Here is an 18,809-nt window from a genome sequence, read left to right as displayed (position 1 = left end):
GGGAGGCCACCACCATGCCGAGCACCACCGAGACCGTCTACGCCGTCACCGACCCGACCACGGGCGAGGTGCGCGCCCGGTTCGACACCATCACCGACGACGCCCTCCGCCAGGCGGTCGCGACGGCCGACCGCACCCACTCCACCTGGTCGCGCGACACCACCGTGGCCGACCGCGCCGTCCTGGTCCACCGGGTCGCCGAGCTCTACCGCGAGCGACGCGAGGACCTCGCCGCCACCATCGTGCGCGAGATGGCGAAGCCGATCGACCAGGCCCTGGGCGAGGTGGACTTCTGCGCCGACATCTACGACTGGTACGCGGACCACGCCGAGACGTTCCTGGCGGACCAGCCGATCACCCTCGCCGAGGGGTCCGAGGGCAGCGCGTTCGTCCGCAAGACCTCGGTCGGGGTGCTGCTCGGCATCATGCCGTGGAACTTCCCGGCGTACCAGATCGCCCGGTTCGCCGGTCCGAACCTGCTCATCGGCAACACCGTGCTGCTGAAGCACGCACCGCAGTGCCCCGAGTCGGCGCTGGCGATCGAGGGCATCTTCCACGAGGCCGGGTTCCCCGAGGGCGCCTACACGAACGTGTTCGCGACGAACGACCAGGTCGAAGACGTCATCGCCGACCCGCGCGTGCAGGGCGTCTCGCTCACCGGCTCGGCACGGGCCGGCGCGGCCGTCGCCGAGATCGCCGGCCGCAACCTCACGAAGGTCGTGCTCGAGCTGGGCGGCTCCGACCCGTTCATCCTGCTCTCCACCGACGACCTCGACGCGGTCGTCGAGTCCGCCGTCGCGACTCGGCTCGAGGGCAACGGGCAGGTCTGCAACGCGGCGAAGCGGTTCCTCGTGGTCGACGGCCTGTACGACGCGTTCGTCGAGCGCTTCACCGCCGCCATGGCAGCCGTGTCGCCCACCGACCCCGCGACGCCCGGCGCTGAGCTCGGCCCGCTGTCCTCGCCCACCGCCGCCGATCGTCTCGAGCAGCAGCTCGACGCCGCCCGCGCGCAGGGGGCGACGGTCCTGATCGGTGGCACCCGGCAGGGCAACGCCTTCGTCCCGACCGTCCTGACCGACGTGTCGCCGGACAACGACGCGTACCGCGAGGAGTTCTTCGGTCCCGTCGCCGTCGTGCACCGGGTCGCGGACGAGGACGAGGCCGTCCGCATCGCGAACGACACCCCGTTCGGCCTCGGGTCCTACCTGTTCACGACCGACCACGACCAGGCCCTCCGCGTGGCCGACCGGATCGAGGCCGGGATGGTCTACGTGAACATCGTCGGCGCTGACAGCCCGGAGCTGCCGTTCGGTGGCGTCAAGGCGAGCGGGTTCGGCCGCGAGCTCGGGTCGTTCGGCATCGACGAGTTCGTCAACAAGAAGCTCATCCGCATCGGGTGACGGCGCCGGGCCGACGTCGCGTCGCGACGCGACGCGACGCGACCCGGTGACGGACGGGAGGCGCGGTGCCGGCTGGTGCCGCGCCTCCCGTCCGTCATCGGCGCGCGACGCGCGTCCCCCTACCGGGAGCGAACGGGGTACAGCAGTCTCCGAGGGGCGCGACCGGCCGGAGGTAGACACGACGTGTGACCGCCACCGCGTTCTGCCTCCACGCCCTCGGCTCCAGCTCCGAGGAGTTCGCCCTGCTCCACGACCGACTCGACGGCACCCTCGACCTCGTGGGGATCGACCTGCCCGGCTTCGGGACCAGCCCCGCCGCTGTCGGCACGACCGTCGAGGAGATGGCCCAGCAGGTCGAACGGGCGATCGGGGCGAGCGGCGTCACCGAGTGGCTGCTCGTCGGACACTCCATGGGCGGCAAGGTCGCCGCCGTCGTCGCCGACCGGACGATCTCCGGGGCGAACGGCCTGTTCGGGCTCCGCGGCGTGGTCCTGATGGCCGCGTCCCCGCTCTCTCCGGAGCCGATGGGCGACGACCGCCGCCAGGCGATGCTCGGCTGGGCCGCACACGGACCGATCAGCACCTCGCACGCCACCGAGTTCGTCGACGCGAACACCGCCGCAACGCTCGACACGGAGCGGATGCGCGCCGCCCTGCACGACGTCGAACGCACCGACCCCGAGGCCTGGACCGCCTGGCTCGAACGCGGGAGCCGCGAGGACTGGTCCGACGCCGCGCCGAACCCGACGCCCGCGCTCGTGCTCGCCGGGGCCGAGGACGGCGACCTCGGTGAGGACGCCCAGCGACGCCACACCCTGCCGCACTGGCCGCACGGGCACCTGGAAGTCGTCCCCGGCGCAGCGCACCTGCTGCCGTGGGAGCAGCCCGACGACGTCGCCGACCGGATCCGTCGCTTCTGGGAGCGCCGGGTCGACCGCGGTCCGCTCGTCCCCGAGGACACCGTCCGGGTGATCGCGTCGCCGCGCGTCAGCGCCCGGATGCGCGGTGCGCTCGCGGCACGTGCGCTGCCGGACGATCCCGACGCCGAGCCGCGGGTGCTCGACCGCACACAGCTCGACACCCTCCGGGCGGTCGCCGACCACCTCGTGCCACAGGCCGGCGACCGGCCGATCGACCTCGCCCTCCGCGTGGACGCCCAGCTCGCCGCGGGTGTCGGCGACGGATGGCGTCCCGACGGCCTGCCCGCCGACGCCGACGCGTTCCGGGCCGCCCTCGACGAGCTCCACGGCGCTGCGAAGGCGGGACCGGACCGTCTGGCCGAGGTGCTCGACGCCATCGCCGACGGCACGTACGAGTCGACCGGGGCACTGCGGGGCGACCAGCTCCGCGCCTGGGCCGAAGACGCGGCCGTCGACCTCGCCCGGCACTGGATCGCGCACCCGGCGACGATGGCCGAGATCGACTTCGACGGCTACGCCAACGGCGGCGACGGGGTCCGCAAGCAGGGCTTCCAGCTGCTCGGAGCCGGCGAGCGCGAGGCATGGGAGGCGGCCGCCCCGGCGGAGACGGCCGGGACAGCGACGGAGGCAGGGCGATGAGACTCGACGGACAGCGGCACTGGGGCACGGACGAGGTCGTCGACGTGGTCGTCGTCGGCACGGGCGCGGGCGGTGCGCCCCTCACGGCGGTGCTCGCACGGAACGGGCTGTCGGTCGTCGCGCTCGAGGCCGGTCGCAACACCTCGCCGGAGGACCACGCCCCGGACGAGGTCATCGCCCCGGGTGACATCAACTGGATGGACGACCGCCTCAGCGGCGGCGGCGCCCCGACCGCGTTCGGACCGAACAACAGCGGCACCGGGGTCGGCGGGTCGACGCTGCACTGGGGCGCGTTCACCCCGCGGCCGAGCGTGCACGACCTGCGGCTCCGGACCGAGTCCGGCGAGGGCGAGGACTGGCCGATCGAGCACGCCGAGCTCACCCGGTGGATCGAGCAGGCCGAGCACGACGTCGGCGTCGCGGGACCGGAGCACTACCCGTGGGACCCGTCGCGTCGCTACCGGATGCGTCCCCCGGCCCGGAACGCCTCGTCGGACATGATGATGCGCGGCACCGCGGCGCTCGGCATCACCGCGACCGACGCCCCCGTCGGCCTGACCACCGAGGACCGGCACCAGGAGCACCACGGCCTGCGCCAGGCGTGCGTGTCCTGCGGCTCGTGCCACCAGGGCTGCCGGAACGGCGCGAAGGTGTCGATGGACACGACGTACCTGCCCGCAGCGGTGGCGTTCGGCGCGGAGATCCGCCCCGAGGCGTTCGTGCACGGCATCGAGCTCGACGCCCGTGGCCGGGTCGAGGCGGTCGTCTACCGCCAGGACGGCCGCGACCACCGGCAGCGCTGCCGCTCCCTCGTCCTCGCCGCGGGCGGTGTGGAGACGCCGCGGCTCCTGCTGCACACGGGCCTGGCGAACGGCAGCGGGCAGGTCGGCCGCAACTTCACGGCGCACGGCGCGACCCAGGTGTGGGCGACGTTCGACGAGTCGATGCGCTCGTACCGCGGCTACCCGTCGTCGATCATCACGGAGGACTTCGTCCGGCCCGACGACGCCGACTTCGCGGGCGGCTACCTCATCCAGAGCCTCGGCGTGCAGCCGATCACCTTCGCCACCACGCTCGTGCGCGGCGGCGGCCTGCGGGGGAAGGCGCTCGTCGACGCGGTGCGCGCCTACCCGTACACCGCGGGCGTCGGCATCAACGCCGAGTGCCTGCCGTACGACGGCAACCGGCTCGAGCTGTCCGACGAGCTCGACGAGCACGGGGTCCCCCGGGCACGCGTGTCGTTCAGCCCGGGCGCGAACGAGGACGCCATCGAGCGGCACGCCGTCCGCACCATGACCGCGATCGTCGAGGCCGCCGGCGGTCGGGACGTCCGGGTGCTGGAGCGGACCGCGCACACCATCGGCACGGCACGGATGGGCACCGACCCGGAGCGGTCCGTCGTCGACCCGGCCGGCCGCTCGTGGGACGTGCCGAACCTGTGGGTGTGCGACAACTCGGTGTTCCCGAGCGCGGTCATCGCCAACCCGGCGCTGACGATCATGGCGCTGTCGCTGCGGACCGCGGACCGGATGCTCCGCGACGACGTCGCGGCCGACCGCGCGCCGGTCGCGCAGGCGACCGCCTGACGGACGGGAGGCACGTGGCGACCCCGCCCCGTGCCTCCCGTCCGGACCGGATCACCCGGTCACGCCACCGGCGCCCCCTGCGGCACGGCGGCGAGGATCTCGTCCGCCACCCGGCGACCGATCCGCACCGCGCCGTCGACGTGCTGGTAACCGTGCCCGGCGAGGTCGCTCGACGCGAACCGGACCGGCCCCACGGCGGCGTGCTGGTCCGGGCCGTAACGGACGAGGCCACCGAGGTCGAAGCTCGCCGCGTAGGCGCCGCGCGTCCACTCCTCGGAGCCCCAGTCGCTCTCGTAGTAGACGACCGGGCGCTTCGCCTCGTCGCCGTAGTAGTGCGCCAGCGACTCGAGCACCCGTGCCCGGCGCTCCTCGGCCGGCAGTGCCAGGACCTCGTCGGCGAGCTCGTCGGACACGAAACCCACGAGGGTCCCCTGCTCCTGGCCGAACGCGGTGTTGTCGTAGGCCTCGTGCACGAGCTCGTACGGGCTGAACGCGGTCCCGGACAGGCCCGCACCACGCCAGAACGGCCGGTCGTAGACGGCGTGCACCTTGATCACGAACCCCATCGACAGGTGCTGGTGGAGCTGGTGCTGCCGACGCGGCAGCGGGGGCTCGTACGAGATCCGCGAGTAGAGCGGCGGCGGCACCGCGACGAGTGCCTGCCGGGCGTGCACCTCGACGCCGCCGTCCGCGATCGCCACCACACCGTCGTCGCCCCAGCGGAGCGTCCGGACGGGCGTGTCGAGGTGGACGTCGTCGCCGAGCCGCGCCGCGAGCCGCTCGGACACCTGCTGCATGCCGCCGATGACGCGCTTGTCGAGGATGAAGTCGGCGTCGACCAGGTGCGAGAAGCTGCCGGCGGACGCGGCCATCAGGAGCGCCTGCAGGGCGGAGAACGTGTGCGCGGGCTTGGTGAGCATCGCACCGGCGATGAACAGCTCGACGTTCTCGGTCGCGACCCGGTCGTCGCTCAGGCGGCGGAGCCACTCCCGGAACGAGACCTCGTCGAGCCGTTCCGCGTCCGGGGTCGCCCACGGGCGGTCCGGGTCGACCTGCGCCACGTACTCGTCGACGACCGCCACCAGCCGTTCGATCTCGGCCGCCGTGGCCTCGGGCAGCGGGAAGATGTCGCCGGTGTACTCGGTGCGGGTGCCGTCGGCGTCGATGTAGACGCTCGACCCCTCGCGGTACCGGTCGTGGGTCTCGAGCCCGAGCTCGTCGAGCAGACCGAGCAGCGCGGTCTGGTCCGGGGACACCCACTGGCCGCCGATCTCGAGCGTGACGCCCTCGATGTCGTTCGTCCACGTGCGACCGCCCACGCGGTCCCGCGCCTCGAGCACGGCGACGCTGAGTCCCGCGTCGCGCAGGCGGTCGGCGGCGACGAGACCGGTGACCCCGGCCCCGATGACGACGACGTCACGTTCGGTGGTCATCGCTGTGCTCCCTTGGTGCGCCGGAACGGGTCCGGGGTGAGTGTGTACATGGTCTCGAGGTACTCCGCGATGCCCTCGGCGCCGCCCTCGCGTCCGGTGCCGGACTGCTTCACGCCGCCGAAGGGTGCCGCCGCGTTCGAGACGACGCCCGTGTTGAGTCCCAGCATGCCCGTCTCGAGGGTCTCCATGAGCCGCTGCCCGCGCGCGGGGTCCTCGGTGCAGGCGTAGGCGATGAGCCCGTACTCGGTGTCGTTCGCCGCCGCGACGGCCTCGTCCTCGGTGCGGAACGTCCGGATCGCGAGCACCGGACCGAAGATCTCGTCGTCGAGGATCGCGCTGCCGGGCTGCACGTCGGTGAGCACGGTCGGGGCGTAGAACGTGCCGGGTCCGGCGACCGGGTGGCCCCCGGTGCGGACGACGGCGCCGCGCTCGACGGCGTCCGTCACCAGCCGGTCGGCCTTCGCCACGGCACGGTCGTCGATGAGCGGCCCGATCGCGACGCCGTCCTCGGTGCCGCGACCGACCCGCATCGCCCCGACCCGCGCGGTGACCCGGTCGGCGAACTCGGCGGCGACGTCCTCGTGCACGAGGAACCGGTTCGCCGCGGTGCACGCCTGTCCGGTGTTGCGGAACTTGGCGGCGAGCGCGGCGTCGACGGCCAGGTCGAGGTCGGCGTCCTCGAACACCAGGAACGGCGCGTTGCCGCCGAGCTCCATGCTCGTCCGCAGCACGTTCTGCGCCGCCTGGGCGAGGAGGGTCCGACCGACCGGGGTCGAGCCGGTGAAGCTGAGCTTCCGGAGGCGCGGGTCGGCGATGACGGGACCGCAGACGTCGCCCGCCGTGGTGGTCGGGACGACGTTCACGACGCCCGCGGGCACCCCGGCCTCGAGGAGCAGGTCGGCGAACAGCAAGGTCGTCAGCGGGGTGAGCTCGGCCGGCTTCACGACCACGGTGCACCCCGCGGCGAGCGCCGGGGCGACCTTCCGCGTCGCCATCGCGAGCGGGAAGTTCCACGGCGTGATCAGGAGTGCCGGGCCGACGGGCTTGTGCGTGACGAACGCGCGGCCGGTGCCCTCGGGGTTGGTGGAGTGGTCGCCGCCGATGCGGACGGCCTCCTCCGAGAACCACCGGAGGAACTCGCCGCCGTACGTGACCTCGCCGCGGGCCTCGGCGAGCGGCTTGCCCATCTCCAGGGTCATCAGGAGTGCGAACTCCTCACGGCGCTCCTGGAGCAGGTCGAACGCGCGGCGGAGGACCTCGGCGCGCTGCCGCGGCGGGGTGGTGGCCCAGCCGTGGCGGGCGGCGTCGGCGGCGTCGAGTGCCCGGAGGCCGTCGGCCGGGGTCGCGTCGGCGATGCGGGCGAGGACGTCGCCGGTCGCCGGGTCGACGACGTCGAAGGTGGCGCCGTCGGCCGCGTCGACCCAGTGCCCGTCGATGAGCAGGCCTCGGGGGACGCGGTCGAGGACGGCCTGCTCGGCGGCGGGACCGGTCGCCGCGGTGGTGTCGTGGTCCGGGACGGCGGGCCAGGTGCTCTGGGTGGTGGTCATGCGGATGCCAGTCCTTCCAGGACGACGTCGAGGCCCTCGTGGAGCAGGGCGTCGTCGATCGCGAGCGGGGGGAGGAAGCGGAGGACGTTGCCGTACGTGCCGGCGGTGAGTGCGATGACGCCGTGTTCGTAGGCGTACCGGACCACCCGACCGGTCAGGGCGGCGTCGGGTTCGCCGGTGGCGGGGTCGACCAGCTCGATCGCCACCATCGCGCCGCGACCGCGGACGTCGCCGATGCGTGGGTCGTGCTCCTGGGCGGCGCGGAGTCGCCCGAGGAGCACCTCGCCGATCGCGGCCGCCCGCTCGACGAAGCCGTCGTGCTCGAACGCGTCGATCGCGGCGAGTGCGGCGGCGCACGCGATCGGGTTGCCGCCGTAGGTGCCGCCGAGCCCGCCGACGTGCGCGGAGTCCATGATCTCGGCACGCCCGGTGACCGCCGACAGCGGGAGTCCGCCGGCCATGCCCTTCGCAGTGGTGACCAGGTCGGGGACGATGCCCTCGTGGTCGCTGGCGAACATGGCGCCCGTGCGCGCGAAGCCGGTCTGGACCTCGTCGGCGATGAAGACGACGTCGTTCGCCGTGGCCCATTCGGACAGCGCGCGCAGGAAGCCGGGGGCGGGCACAACGAAGCCGCCCTCGCCCTGGATCGGCTCGATGAGCACCGCGGCGGTGTTCTCCGCGCCGACCTGCTTCTCGATCTGGGTGATGGCCCGCTTCGCCGCCTCTGCCCCCGAGAGGCCGCCGTCGCGGAACGGGTACGACATCGGGACGCGGTAGACCTCGGGGGCGAAGGGACCGAAGCCGTTCTTGTACGGCTGGTTCTTCGCGGTGAGCGCCATCGTGAGGTTGGTGCGGCCGTGGTAGGCGTGGTCGAACACGACGACGGCCTGCTTGCCGGTGTGCTTGCGGGCGATCTTCACGGCGTTCTCGACGGCCTCGGCGCCCGAGTTGAACAGCGCCGTCCGCTTCTCGTGGTCGCCCGGAGTCAGCCGGTTGAGCGCCTCCGCGACCTCGACGTACCCCTCGTAGGCGGCGATCGTGAAGCAGGTGTGGGTGAACGACGCGACCTGCTCCTGCACCGCCGCGACCACCCGGGGGTGCGCGTTGCCGACACTGGTCACGGCGATGCCGGACCCGAGGTCGATGAGCGAGTTGCCGTCCGCGTCGACGACGACCCCGCCGCCCGCCGCGACCACGGCGACCGGGACCGCCACACCGACGCCGACGGCGACCGCGGCCTGCTTGCGGGCGAGGAGCTCCTGCGAGCGCGGCCCGGGGACCGCGGTGACGAGTCGGCGCTCCTGCGGCAGGCCGGGGCCGCCGGTGGAGGCGTGGAGGGCGGGGGCAGCGGTGGAGGACATGTCGCGATGCTAGGAGCCCCGGTGCACCGCCGGCACTGTCCGTCGCGTACACCCGGTGCGTGCTGGCTCGCCCTGGTGGACACCCCGCTGGGTAGGGTGACGCCATGACCGCGACGCTGCGAGCGCTCCTGCACCGCGCCGACCTCCGCCTGCGCCTCCGCACCGACGAGGTGCCCGCGGACCGGTTGGACGCCCCGCTGTCGTGGCTGCACAGCTCCGACCTCGCCGACCCGACGCCGTTCCTCGCGCCGGGGCAGGGCCTGCTCACCACCGGCACGCAGTTCGGCACGCGCGCCGAGGTGTCCGACGCCGTCGCGGGTGCCTACGTCGACCGCCTCGTCGCGCGCGGGGTGGTCGCACTCGGCTTCGGCACCGAGGTCGTCCGCGCCGGCACCCCGGACGCCCTGGTCGCGGCGTGCGCCCGTGCCGGCCTGCCCCTGTTCGAGGTGCCGTACGAGACGTCGTTCATCCAGGTCGCCCAGGCGAACGCCGAGGCGGTCGCGCGGGACGCGAACGCGCGCGGCGCGTGGGCGATGTCCGCCCAGCGCGCGATCTCGCTCGCGGCGATGCGCCCGGACGGGCTCGGCGCCACGATCGCCGAGCTCTCCCGGCAGCTCGACGGGTGGGTCGGGCTGTTCGACGTCACCGGACGACTCGACCGCGGCCACCCCGCAGCGGGCGTCCCCGAGGACGACCTCGACGTGCTCCGCGCCGAGACGCTCCGGCTCCTGCGCGCCGGGCAGCGTGCGAGCCTGCCCGTCACCACCGAGCGGGGCGGGTACACGCTGCAGACCCTCGGCAGCGGCGGCCACCTGAGCGGCGTGCTGGCCATCGCGAACGGCGGCACCCTCGACCAGGCCGGCCGCGAGGTCGTCACCGCGGTGATCGCGCTCGCCGGCCTCGCGCTGCAGCAGAACCGCGAACTGGCCCGGGCCCGCGGGCTCCTCCGCACGGGCCTGCTCACCATGCTGTCGGTCGGTGACCCCGAGGTCGTCGACACCACCGCACGGGAGGTCTGGGGGCCGCTGCCCGAGCAACCGGTGCGGATCGCCGCCGTCGACGTGGCCGAACGCGACCTCGACGGCATCGTGGACCTGCTCGAGCTCCGGGTGCAAGACCGTCCCGGGCACCTCTTCTTCGCCGTCGACGACGCCCTCTTCCTGTGCCTGTCCGCGGACGACCTGGACCTCGTCGACGAACTCGTCGGACGCTACGACGCCCGGGTCGGCCTGTCCGACGGCACGTCCTACCGGGGCTTCGGCCGCGCACGGACCCAGGCGGTCCAGGCGCTCGACCGCCGCCGCGAGGGGCGCCCGGGCACCACGGAGTTCGGCGACCTCGCCCGCGAGGGGGTCCTCGCCCACCTCGCGCACGTCGACGTCGAGGCCGGTGCGGTGGCCAGGGCGTTCCTCGAGCCCCTCCTCGCCCACGACCGGGCGACCGGCGCCGAACTCACCACCACCGTGCGGACCTGGCTCCGGCAGAACTGCGAGTACGACCGCACCGCGCAGGCGCTCGGCGTGCACCGGCACACCGCCCGCGCCCGGGTCGAGCACGCCGGACGCCTGCTCGACCGAGACCTCTCCGCGTTCGCCACCCGCGCCGACCTGTGGGCGGCGTTCGTGGTGCACGACAGTGCCGGAGACGACGACGTGGCCGCCGTCTAGGCTGGGGCGGTGCCGACCACACCGGCCCGCCGGCGCCTCAGCCCGGCCGAACGGGAGGCCCAGATCGCCGAGGCCGCGATCGCCGTCGCACGGGCCGAGGGCCTGGCCGGCGTGACCCTCCGTGGCGTCGCCGCGGCCGTCGGGGTGGCCCCGTCGCTCGTCGCCCACTACCGGCCGTCGATGGAGGAGCTCGTCGGGGAGACCTTCCGCGTGGTCGCGACGGCCGAGGTCGCCGAGGTCGCCCGGCTGGTCGACCGCGCCACAGGTCCCCTGGAGCGGTTGGCCGCGCTCGTCGCCTGCATCGAGGACCCGGCCCGTGACGACGTCGCCGTGCTCTGGGCGGACGCGTGGAGCCTCGGCCGCACGAACGCCGTCCTCGCCACCGCGGCGCGCGAGGTGATGGACGACTGGCAGCGGCTCGCAGCCGGCATCGTCGCGGACGGCGTCCGCCAGGGCGTCCTGCACACCGACGACCCGGACGGCGTCGCACGGCTCCTGTTCGCCCTGGTCGACGCGACGAACGGCTACGCGCTCGTGGACCACCTCGACCGCGCGACCCGCGAGGACCTGGTCCGCGTCACCGTCGCGCGGGCCGTCGGCGTGCCGGCGGACGCCCTCGACGCGGCCCGCTGACGGACGGGAGGCGCGGTGCGGCGCCGCCCCGTGCCTCCCGTCCGACACGGCGGAGCCGTCTTCCGGACCGCGGGTGCGGGCGGGCGCGCGTGATCGCGCGCCCTGGGAAAGCAGAACGGCCCCGGATTCCTCCGGGGCCGTTCCTTGCGTGGTGCGCGAGGGGGGACTTGAACCCCCACGCCGTTTCCAGCACACGGACCTGAACCGTGCGCGTCTACCAATTCCGCCACTCGCGCCAGCCCCAGAACACTACCATGCACAGACGGCCCCAGGTGCCAACCACTACCATGCAGAGGTCCGTGACCGAGAACACTGGAGACCCATGGGCCTGTTGGACAGCTTCGAGCGGGGGTTGGAACGTGCCGTGAACGGCGCGTTCGCCAAGACCTTCCGCTCCGGCGTGCAGCCCGTCGAGATCTCGAGCGCGCTCCGTCGGGAGCTCGACACGAAGGCCGCCGTGGTCTCGCGCGACCGGATCCTCGTGCCGAACGAGTTCACCGTGCGCCTCGCGCCGCCGGACTGCTCGCGCATGACGGACGTCGGGCAGCCGCTCATCGACGAGCTGCGGCAGATGGTGCAGCAGCACGCGGTCGCGCAGAACTACTCGTTCTCCGGACCGGTCGACATCCGGCTGCAGCAGGACGGCACGCTCTCGACCGGCATCCTGCAGATCGACTCGACCACCGTGCAGCGGGACGTCGCGTGGGTCGCCGTGCTCGACATCGGCTCCCAGCGGCACAGGCTCCAGCGCGGGCGCACCGTCATCGGCCGCGGGACCGATGCGGACATCACCGTCGCCGACACCGGCACCAGCCGCAAGCACGTCGAGGTGATCTGGGACGGCAAGCACGCGCAGGCGAACGACCTCGGGTCGACGAACGGCTCGAAGCTGAACGGCGAACGCTTCCAGCAGGCGATCGTGGAGCCGGATTCCACGATCGAGATCGGTCGTACCCGTATGGTGTTCCGGGTGATCCCCGAGAACGACGGAGGTACGAGGTGACCACAGGGCTGACCCTGCTCGTCCTGCGCTTCGCGTTCCTCGCGGTGCTGTGGCTGTTCGTCTTCGTGATCGTCTTCGCACTGCGGAGCGACCTGTTCGGCCAGCGCGTGCGCACGATCCCCACCGACCCCAAGGCCGGACCGTCCGGGCCGACCACCCCGGCGGTGCCCTCGGCCGCGGCGGCACCCGCGTCCGGCGGCGCGTTCACCGAGCTCATCGAGCAGTCCGGCGGCGCGCAGACGGGTGCGCCGGTCGCCACCCGGCTCGTCATCACCGAGGGCTCGCGCGAGGGCATGGAGATGCCGCTCGGCGGCGGCCCGATCACGATCGGCCGGTCCAGCGAGTCCAACGTCGTCATCCGCGACGACTACACGTCCACCAACCACGCCCGACTCGATCTGCGTGCCGAGGGCTGGGTCGTCACCGACCTCGAGTCCACCAACGGCACGTTCGTCAACGGTCAGAAGGTGACCTCCCCCGTGCTCGTCGCGGAAGGGACGCCCATCACGATCGGGACGACGACCTTCGAGCTGCGGCGGTAGGCGCGGATGACGGCACGGACGCTGAGCGCCGCTGTGTCCCACGTGGGACGCATCCGCGCGAACAACCAGGACTCCGGCTACGCCGGGGCGCACCTGTTCGCGGTCGCGGACGGCATGGGCGGCCACGCCGGCGGCGACGTCGCGTCCGCCATCGCCATCCGCCGCATCCGCGAGGTCGACCGGGAGTTCCCGTCGGCGCACGACGCCGAGTTCGCGCTCCAGTCGGCACTCATCGCCGCGAACCAGCTGATCACCGAGACGGTGTTCGAGCACCAGGAGCTCACCGGGATGGGCACCACGGTGTCCGCGCTCATCCGCGTCGGCGACCAGATCGCCATCGCCCACATCGGCGACTCCCGCATCTACCGGTTCCGCGACGGCGAGCTGCAGCAGATCACCTCGGACCACACCTTCGTGCAGCGTCTGGTCGACAGCGGCCGCATCACGCCGGAGGAGGCCGCGGTCCACCCCCGCCGCTCCGTGCTCATGCGCGTGCTCGGCGACGTCGACGCCGCACCCGAGGTCGACACCGCCGTCATGGACATCCGCCCGGGCGACCGGTGGCTGCTCTGCTCCGACGGCCTGTCGTCCTACCTGGCCGAGGAGCGCATCCGGCACGCCCTCGCGTCGAACATGGACGCGAACCAGGCGACCCAGCGTCTGGTCAAGGAGACGCTCGACCACGGCGCCCCCGACAACGTGACCGTCGTCATCATGGACGTCACCGACGCCGAGGTGGACGACGAGGACGACGCGGCCACCACGGTCGGGTCCGCCGCGGCACCGCTGACCTTCGAGGCGTCCACCGGCCGCAAGCCGATCCGCCTCCCCACGATCCTCCTGCACCCGCTCAAGGTGACGACCGCGCCGGAGGACTCCCACTTCGAGCCGGAGTCCGACCAGTACTTCGCGGAGCTCATCGCCGAGGACCGCCGTCGCCGGGTCCGTCGCCGCGTCGCCTGGAGCATCGCGCTCGTCGTCGCCATCGCGGCCCTCGTCGGCGCCGTGTTCCTCGGGTGGCGCATCACGCAGGACCACTACTACGTCGGCTCCGACCGCGGCACCGTCGCGATCTACAAGGGCGTGCAGCAGTCGATCGGGCCGATCGCGCTGTCGGACGTCTACGAGGACACCGACATCGACGTCTCGGGACTCCCCGAGTACACGCGCGAGAACGTCCGGTCCACGATCAACGCGCAGTCCCTCGAGGACGCCCGCGAGATCGTCGACCGGCTGCGGAAGGCGGCGGAGACCGGGCAGGACCAGGCCGGGACCGGCGGCTCCTCCCCCGCTCCGTCCGCATCACCGAGCGCCTCGGCCACCGGCACCCCGTCGGCCACCCCCGGGACGAAGCGATGAGCAGCGCCACCGCCCAGTCCTTCACGCAGGCGATCACGATCAAGCTGCGTGAGCCGGCCCGCGCCCGCAACCTGGAGCTCGTGCTGCTCGTCATCGCCTGCGGCATCTGCGCCGGGGCGATGGTCCTCGTGCAACTCGGCACGAAGGGCAGGATCTTCGACACCTCGGTGCTCTGGATCGGCGCGACCATCCTCGGGCTCGCCCTGGTGATGCACGTCGTCCTGCGCGTCGTCGCGAAGAACGCCGACCCGTTCATCCTGCCGGTCGCGCTCGTCCTCAACGGCATCGGGATCGCGGAGATCTACCGCATCGACGTCCACAACGGGCTGTCCGGCTGGGCGGCGATCGGCGTCAAGCAGATCGTGTGGACCATCCTGGCGATGGCCGTCGCGATCGTGGTGCTGCTCGTCGTGCGGAACCACCGGTTCCTGCAGCGCTACCGCTACATCTTCATGCTGCTGACCATCGTGCTGCTCCTGCTGCCGATGCTGCCGGGGATCGGCGAGAACGTCGGCGGTGCCCGGGTGTGGATCCGGATCGGCCCGTTCTCGTTCCAGCCGGGCGAGCTCGCGAAGATCACCATGGCGCTGTTCTTCGCCGGCTACCTCGTCACCGCGCGCGACTCGCTGTCGATCGTCGGCAAGAAGTTCCTCGGGATGACGTTCCCGCGCGCCCGCGACCTCGGCCCGATCCTCGTGATGTGGGCCGCCGCGATGAGCGTCCTCGTGTTCCAGCGGGACCTCGGCACCGCCCTGCTGTACTTCGGGCTCTTCCTCGTCATGATCTACGTCGCGACGGCGCGGCTCAGCTGGGTGCTGATCGGCCTCGTCCTGTTCGTCGGCGGGGCCCTGGTCGCGCAGAGCGTCCTCGTCTACGTGCACGGCCGGTTCGAGCAGTGGCTCAACCCGTTCGACAACACGATCTACAACGCGCAGACCCAGGCGAGCTACCAGCTCGTGCAGGGGTTGTTCGGCTTCGCGAACGGCGGGATCACGGGCACCGGGCTCGGGCAGGGTCGGCCGTACATCACGCCGGTCGCCAACGCCGACTACATCGTCGCGTCGCTCGGCGAGGAGCTCGGCCTGATCGGCGTCTTCGCGATCCTCGCCCTCTTCATCGTGTTCGCCTCGCGCGGCCTGCGCGTCGGGTTCATGGCGCAGGACGACTTCGGCAAGCTCCTCGGCGTCGGCTTCGGCTTCACCATCGCCCTCCAGGTGTTCGTCGTCGTCGGCGGCATCACCCGCGTGATCCCGGTGACCGGACTGACGACGCCGTTCATGGCCGCCGGCGGGTCCTCGCTCATCGCCAACTGGATCATCGCGGCGATGCTGCTGCGGTTGACGGACTCGATCCCGGCGGAACAGCGCGTGCAGCAGGGGGCGATCCCCGCGGCCCGCGGCAGAGGGGCGACCAGGAAGGAGCGCCGTCGATGAACCGACAGCTCCGCGGTGTCTCCACCGTCATCGTGCTCATGTTCGTCGCACTGTTCGTGTCGACGACCTCGATCCAGTTCTTCTCGGCCGAGTCGCTCCGCGCCGATCCCCGGAACTCGCGAACCATCCTGGCCAGTTACTCGACCAAGCGCGGGGCGATCCTCGTCGACGGCAGCCCGGTCGCCGAGTCGACGCCGTCGAACGACCAGTACCAGTACCAGCGCAAGTACACGAACGGCGACCTCTACTCCGCGGTCACGGGGTACTTCACGATCGGGCAGGGCAACGCCGGCATCGAGAGCGCCGAGAACACCGTGCTGTCCGGCAACTCGGACGCCTCGTTCTTCCAGAACCTCAACGCGATCCTCACCGGGCAGGACGTCCAGGGCGACAACGTGAACCTGACGATCGACCCCGACGTGCAGAAGGCCGCGTACGACGCGCTCGGCTCGAACACCGGAGCCGTCGTCGCGATCCAGCCGAAGACGGGGAAGATCCTCGCGATGGTGTCGAAGCCGGGCTACGACCCGAACTCCCTCACCTCGCACGACACGCAGAACGTGATCGACCAGTACAAGGCGCTCGAGCAGAACAGCGGCAAGCCCCTGCAGAACCGGGCGATCGGCGGCGATCTGTACACGCCAGGATCGGTCTTCAAGCTCATCGTCGCGTCCGCGGCGCTCGAGGGCGGCAAGTACACGCTCGACTCGGAGTTCCCCAACCCCTCCCGCCTGCAGCTGCCCGGTACGAGCACGTACATCAACAACGCCGAGGGCGGCACCTGCGGCGGCGGCGACAAGGTCAAGCTCCGCACCGCGATCCAGTACTCGTGCAACATCCCGTTCGCCGAGCTCGGGCAGAAGCTCGGCTACGACGCGATCAAGAGCATGGCGGACAAGTACGGCTTCGGCGACGCGATCGAGGTGCCGATGAAGGCCACCCCGAGCCAGTACCCCGAGGTCGACTCGACCGCACAGCTCATGCTGAGCGCGTTCGGCCAGGCCAGCGTGCGCGTGTCGCCGCTCCAGATCGCCATGGTGTCCGCGGGCATCGCGAACGGCGGTACGGTGATGCAGCCGACCCTGGTCGACTCGATCACGACGAGCGACCTCAAGCAGGTGGAGTCGTTCTCCCCGAAGGAGTACAGCAGCCCGCTGTCCTCGTCCGAGGCGAGCGACCTCACCGAGGCGATGCAGAGCGTCGTGAGTTCCGGGACCGGCACGAACGCCAAGATCGACGGGATCGACGTGGCGGGCAAGACCGGGACGGCAGAGGGCGGCACCGGCGACCCGTACACGCTCTGGTTCACCGGGTTCGCCCCGGCGAAGGACCCGGAGGTCGCGGTGGCGGTCGTCGTCGGGAACGGCGGCGGGCTCGGACAGTCCGGGGTCGGCAACACGGTCGCGGCGCCGGTCGCGAAGAAGGTCATGGAGGCGGTGCTGAACAAATGAGACCCACCAGCGGGCTCACCTTCGGTGGGCGGTACCAGCTCTCGTCCCGCGTCGCGATCGGCGGCATGGGTGAGGTGTGGCAGGCGACCGACCTGGTCATCGGCCGCACCGTCGCGCTCAAGATCCTCAAGGACGAGTACCTCGGCGACCCCGGCTTCCTCGAGCGCTTCCGTGCCGAGGCCCGGCACGCTGCCCTGGTCAACCACGAGGGCATCGCGAACGTCTTCGACTACGGCGAGGAGGACGGCAGCGCCTACCTCGTGATGGAGCTCGTCCCCGGCGAGGCGCTCTCGACCATGATCGAGCGCGAGCACACCCTGCCGGTCGACAAGGTGCTCGACATCGTCGCCCAGACCGCCAACGCCCTGCAGGCGGCGCACGCGGTGGGGCTGGTCCACCGCGACATCAAGCCGGGCAACCTGCTCATCACGCCGGACGGCCGCGTCAAGATCACCGACTTCGGCATCGCGCGGATCGCCGACCAGGTCCCGCTGACGGCCACCGGTCAGGTCATGGGCACGGTGCAGTACCTCTCGCCGGAGCAGGCGAGCGGGCACCCCGCCTCACCCTCGACCGACATCTACTCGCTCGGCATCGTCGCGTACGAGTGCCTGGCCGGACGCCGTCCCTTCACCGGCGAGTCGCAGGTCGCGATCGCGATGGCGCACATCAACGAGCAGCCGCCCGCGCTGCCGTCGGACGTCCCGGAGCCGGTGTCGGCGCTGGTGCTGTCCTGCATCGCCAAGAAGCCGGCCGACCGTCCCGCCACCGCGGCGAACCTCGCGCGGGCCGCTCAGGCGCTCCGCCGTGGTGACGTCGCCGCCGCCACCGTCGCCGTGCCGATGCTCGCCGAGGCCGGGACGGTCGCGTTCAACCCGCCGCAGCGGCCGGGCGACGACGCGGCCACCGCGCTGCTCGGCACGCAGGCCGGTCCGGTCGGTGGGGGTCCCCGGACGCCGGCGTCCCCGGCGACGGCGGAGGACGAGCCGCGGAAGCGTCGCGCGTGGATCTGGTGGCTCGTCGGCGCCGTGGTCGTGCTCGCGATCGCCGGGGTCATCGCCGCCTTCGCCCTGACCGGTGGTGCGACCACACCCGAGCCGAGCCCGACCAAGTCGAGTGCGCGGCCGTCGAGGACCCCGTCGTCGACCCCGACCCCGGAACGGGTGTTCGTGAACGCCGACGACTACGCCGGCATGCAGGCGACGGACGCCCGTGCCCGTCTCGCCGCACTGGGACTGTCCCCGGACATCGTGGACGGCGACCCGGCGAAGACGAGCGACCAGGTCGGGACGGTGCAGTCGATCAGCCCGACCGGGAGCGTCGAGGTCGGCTCGACCATCACGATCAAGGCCTACACCGACCAGCCCACCGTCACGTCACCCCCGGCGACCCCGCAGGCCGGCACGGTCTCCGACAGCGGCAAGGTGACCTTCACGTGGCAGGCCTACGAGTCGTGCCCCGCCGGCTACTCGCTGACCGGGTACAACTACACGATCACGAACGGCACGGACACCCAGGGCAACACGTCCGGCACCGGCAAGAACACGTCGGTCGAGGTGCAGGCGACCGATCCCGGCACCGTCTCGTTCTCGTACACCGTGAGCTGTGGCGACCTGACCTCGCCGACGTCGTCGTCGACGACCGCCACCTGGACGCAGCCGACCCAGGAACCCACGGCCGACCCGACGAGCGGCAACAACCCGAGCTCGGGTCCGCAGGACGGCAACTGACCCTCCGCCACCACGTCCCCCGGATGGGGGCTCGCGACACCGTTCCGTAACGGTTCGGTCCGGGCCCCCGTCACCAGGCTCCGGCCAGGTACGGCTGCCGTACAC

General features: G+C 72.3%; 14 protein-coding genes and 1 tRNA gene. 11 read left to right on the top strand and 4 right to left on the bottom strand.

Annotated features, from left to right (window positions below; all coding sequences use genetic code 11):
- Nucleotides 1–14: 14 nt before the first annotated feature.
- The 3 genes from Csp2054_RS04445 to Csp2054_RS04435 all read left to right on the top strand — a co-directional run bounded on the left by Csp2054_RS04445 (nt 15) and on the right by Csp2054_RS04435 (nt 4,545).
- Nucleotides 15–1,400 (top strand): NAD-dependent succinate-semialdehyde dehydrogenase, encoded by a 1,386-nt coding sequence (locus tag Csp2054_RS04445; RefSeq protein WP_096898103.1) that lies wholly within the window; start codon nt 15–17, stop codon nt 1,398–1,400.
- 185 nt (nt 1,401–1,585) lie between these two features.
- A complete protein-coding gene (locus tag Csp2054_RS04440; RefSeq protein WP_096898102.1) occupies nt 1,586–2,959 on the top strand; it encodes an alpha/beta fold hydrolase in 1,374 nt (457 codons plus the stop codon).
- Entirely contained in the window at nt 2,956–4,545 is a 1,590-nt protein-coding gene (locus Csp2054_RS04435) for a GMC family oxidoreductase (protein ID WP_096898101.1), read from the top strand. The genes Csp2054_RS04440 and Csp2054_RS04435 overlap by 4 nt, the downstream gene beginning before the upstream one ends.
- 59 nt (nt 4,546–4,604) lie before the next feature.
- Here the strand turns inward: Csp2054_RS04435 and Csp2054_RS04430 are convergent, their stop codons facing one another.
- Genes Csp2054_RS04430 through gabT form a run of 3 tightly spaced genes read right to left on the bottom strand, consistent with a single transcriptional unit; the run spans nt 4,605 to nt 8,886 of the window.
- Nucleotides 4,605–5,978, bottom strand: coding sequence for a flavin monoamine oxidase family protein (locus Csp2054_RS04430; RefSeq protein ID WP_096898100.1), 1,374 nt, complete (start codon nt 5,976–5,978; stop codon nt 4,605–4,607).
- Nucleotides 5,975–7,525 carry an NAD-dependent succinate-semialdehyde dehydrogenase gene (locus Csp2054_RS04425; protein WP_096898099.1) on the bottom strand — a complete coding sequence of 517 codons (1,551 nt, stop codon included), beginning with the start codon at nt 7,523–7,525 and terminating at the stop codon, nt 5,975–5,977. Before Csp2054_RS04425 ends, Csp2054_RS04430 begins: the two co-directional genes overlap by 4 nt.
- On the bottom strand, nt 7,522–8,886 hold the full coding sequence (gabT, locus tag Csp2054_RS04420; protein WP_096898098.1) for a 4-aminobutyrate--2-oxoglutarate transaminase: 1,365 nt from the start codon (nt 8,884–8,886) through the stop codon (nt 7,522–7,524). Before gabT ends, Csp2054_RS04425 begins: the two co-directional genes overlap by 4 nt.
- Before the next feature lie 104 nt (nt 8,887–8,990).
- Here gabT and Csp2054_RS04415 point away from each other — a divergent pair, with 104 nt between their 5' ends.
- A complete protein-coding gene (locus Csp2054_RS04415) occupies nt 8,991–10,553 on the top strand; it encodes a PucR family transcriptional regulator (RefSeq protein WP_096898097.1) in 1,563 nt (520 codons plus the stop codon).
- A gap of 9 nt (nt 10,554–10,562) precedes the next feature.
- Nucleotides 10,563–11,186 carry a TetR family transcriptional regulator gene (locus Csp2054_RS04410; RefSeq protein ID WP_096898096.1) on the top strand — a complete coding sequence of 208 codons (624 nt, stop codon included), beginning with the start codon at nt 10,563–10,565 and terminating at the stop codon, nt 11,184–11,186.
- A 149-nt stretch (nt 11,187–11,335) separates the two neighbouring features.
- Here Csp2054_RS04410 and Csp2054_RS04405 read toward each other — a convergent pair.
- Nucleotides 11,336–11,422, bottom strand: a tRNA-Leu gene (locus tag Csp2054_RS04405).
- 86 nt (nt 11,423–11,508) lie between these two features.
- On the opposite strand from Csp2054_RS04405, the gene Csp2054_RS04400 reads away from it, so the two are divergent.
- Genes Csp2054_RS04400 through Csp2054_RS04375 form a run of 6 tightly spaced genes read left to right on the top strand, consistent with a single transcriptional unit; the run spans nt 11,509 to nt 18,704 of the window.
- Nucleotides 11,509–12,189 carry an FhaA domain-containing protein gene (locus Csp2054_RS04400; protein WP_096898095.1) on the top strand — a complete coding sequence of 227 codons (681 nt, stop codon included), beginning with the start codon at nt 11,509–11,511 and terminating at the stop codon, nt 12,187–12,189.
- Nucleotides 12,186–12,731, top strand: coding sequence for an FHA domain-containing protein (locus tag Csp2054_RS04395; protein ID WP_096898094.1), 546 nt, complete (start codon nt 12,186–12,188; stop codon nt 12,729–12,731). Before Csp2054_RS04400 ends, Csp2054_RS04395 begins: the two co-directional genes overlap by 4 nt.
- A gap of 6 nt (nt 12,732–12,737) precedes the next feature.
- Nucleotides 12,738–14,090: a Stp1/IreP family PP2C-type Ser/Thr phosphatase gene (locus Csp2054_RS04390; protein ID WP_096898093.1), complete on the top strand. Its 1,353-nt coding sequence runs from the start codon at nt 12,738–12,740 to the stop codon at nt 14,088–14,090.
- Nucleotides 14,087–15,523: an FtsW/RodA/SpoVE family cell cycle protein gene (locus Csp2054_RS04385; protein WP_096898092.1), complete on the top strand. Its 1,437-nt coding sequence runs from the start codon at nt 14,087–14,089 to the stop codon at nt 15,521–15,523. The genes Csp2054_RS04390 and Csp2054_RS04385 overlap by 4 nt, the downstream gene beginning before the upstream one ends.
- Nucleotides 15,520–16,974, top strand: coding sequence for a peptidoglycan D,D-transpeptidase FtsI family protein (locus Csp2054_RS04380; RefSeq protein WP_096898091.1), 1,455 nt, complete (start codon nt 15,520–15,522; stop codon nt 16,972–16,974). Before Csp2054_RS04385 ends, Csp2054_RS04380 begins: the two co-directional genes overlap by 4 nt.
- The gene (locus tag Csp2054_RS04375; RefSeq protein ID WP_096898090.1) at nt 16,971–18,704 is read left to right on the top strand and encodes a protein kinase domain-containing protein; all 1,734 of its coding nucleotides are present in this window, start codon (nt 16,971–16,973) and stop codon (nt 18,702–18,704) included. The genes Csp2054_RS04380 and Csp2054_RS04375 overlap by 4 nt, the downstream gene beginning before the upstream one ends.
- Nucleotides 18,705–18,809: the final 105 nt, after the last annotated feature.

The sequence above is a fragment of the Curtobacterium sp. 'Ferrero' genome (genome assembly GCF_002412165.1).
Lineage (GTDB): Bacteria > Actinomycetota > Actinomycetes > Actinomycetales > Microbacteriaceae > Curtobacterium.
The sequence above is the reverse complement of the archived record's forward strand: the minus strand, read 5'-3'. Positions and strand labels throughout refer to the sequence as shown.